This is a genomic window from Nocardia sp. NPDC101769, from assembly GCF_044766925.1.
GTDB lineage: Bacteria > Actinomycetota > Actinomycetes > Mycobacteriales > Mycobacteriaceae > Nocardia.
This window is the reverse complement of record NZ_JBIWMX010000123.1, coordinates 1-2,059: the sequence shown is the minus strand read 5'-3', so window position 1 is coordinate 2,059 and position 2,059 is coordinate 1. Positions and strand designations below refer to the sequence as shown.

The 2,059-nt window shown below is 66.5% G+C and carries 1 protein-coding gene; it reads left to right on the top strand.

Annotated elements, in window-relative coordinates; translation table 11 throughout:
* Positions 1–388: 388 nt before the first annotated feature.
* Positions 389–1,642 (top strand): low temperature requirement protein A, encoded by a 1,254-nt coding sequence (locus ACIRRA_RS45850; RefSeq protein ID WP_402782402.1) that lies wholly within the window; start codon positions 389–391, stop codon positions 1,640–1,642.
* Positions 1,643–2,059: the final 417 nt, after the last annotated feature.

Below are 2,059 nucleotides of genomic sequence, written 5' to 3'. Positions count from 1 at the left end.
ACAGGAGGAGACCGCACCAGCAGAACTCACCGCCTGACCGATATTTCGGATCACGCGGTGACCACCCCAGCTACACCACTCCCCGGGACTTGACCTTGGTGCTTGGCTTGGCTGCCGATGAGGTCAATCGGTTTGCTGGAGGTTAGGTTTCGTGGCGACACGGGTGTTCGCGGATGCAGGAGTTGGAGCGGCTGCGGAGTTCCCGGATATCAGTCGCGACGAGTTGTTCCGGTACTTCACGCTCACTCCTGCCGATGTTGCGTTCGTGACGCCGGGCCGCGGCCGCGGCCCGGCGGAGTGTCTCCGGCCGACACCGACCGCCCGGCGGCAACCTGTCGGTGAGCACCCGAACCGGGCACGGGCCGGGCCGGGCGGTTACCGTGCGGGCGTGGTCAATGAGACTCCTGGGACAGGCGGAAGCGAGCCGGCGGATGCGGGCAACGGGACGCCCGAGCGGCACGCGAGCTGGATGGAATTGTTCTTCGACCTGGTCGCGGTGGCGGGCATCGGTCAGCTCACACACCTGCTGCACCGGGGTCCGTCACTGGGCGATCTGGGTCTGTATGTGGTGCTGTACCTGGCGTTCTGGATGGTGTGGGCGTGTATCACGCTGTACGGCAACATCGCTCGTGACCAGGCCAGGGTGGCCCTGATGCTGGCGGCCATGCTGGGCCTGGGCCTGATGGCGGCGGCCGTGCCCGGCATTCCCGAACGGCACGCCACCACGTTCGCGGCGGTCTATGTGCTGGTGCGGCTGGGCGCCGAACATCTGTGGGGCCGCGGCAAGTTCGTGGTCGACTGGCCGACGGTACAGCTCACCGTCGGCGTGTATCCGTGGATCGTGTCGCTGTGGGTGGGCGAGCCCGGGAAGTTCTGGCTGTGGGTGCTGGGCCTGGCGCTGGACCTGTACGTGATGTTCGCGATCTCCGGCGACAAGATGCTGGCCGAGGCGCGCAAGAACCTGCGGGCCCGGTTGAGGCGGATAGAGCGGAGTCCGCGTTTCGATCCCGATCGGGTGCCGGTGATCGAGGCGGTGCACGCGGATCCGGCCCATCTCGGTGAACGACTCGGTCTGTACGTGATCATCGTGCTCGGCGAGGGCGTCATCGCGATCATCGCCGCGCTGGGCGGTGTGCGGTGGAACACGGGGGTGCTGGGACTGGCCTTCGCGTCCTTCGTCATCCTGGCCGGACTCTGGGCGCTGACACTGCTGTACGGCTTCATCCCGCAACTGATGACCGACACGGTGGCCGCGGCGGACGAACCGTGGCAGCGCATCATGCTCACCCACTGCGGTGTCACGGGTGGGATAGCCGCCCTCGCCGCGGGTCTCGGCCTGGCTCTGGATCATCCGCACGGCCATCTCGCGACGGGGGTGGGCTGGGCGCTGTGCGGCGGCGCCGCAACCTATTTCATCGTGGTCGGTGTGAGCGGTGTCTGCAGCGCGGCGGGATGGCGTTGGGCGCTGGCCTGGCCTGTGCCCTGTTCGATCCTGGCTCTGGTACTGGGCGCGTTCGCGTCCCATCTCGGTGCGCTGCCGGTGGTGTGTGGCGTGGCCGTCCTGGTGCTGTGGCCGCTGCTCTGGGAGAGCGGCCTGCTCAGCCGTGCTCGCGGTCGCGGAGTCGACGCAGTGCCGCGGTGAAACCGGAGGGGCGGTCCCCGAGCGGGGCGAAGAAGTCGTGGTCGCAGGTTTCCACGGCACCGATGGCCCGATCGACCAGGGCCGCAATGGATGCGGTAGCCGATCAGGACATATATCCGCCCATCGGCACCGATCCCGAACCCCCATTTACTACCGGAACCCCTGGTCAAGCCATTGTCGTTGTTTTCTGCACGATTACTACAACTGCCGCCAATTACAGCGGATGCGAACTCGCGACTGTCTCTCCGCCAGCCGTGCTTCGGGGGTCTAAGGTGCTCGAGGCCAACGGAACCCGGCGACACAGCGGGCGTTCAGAGAGTATGCCGACCAGATACTTCGATGGACGGATTCAGCCCAGCTACCTGCGGTTTCACCGACAGTCGCATCTGGCGCGAGATTCTCGCATCGGATGCGACT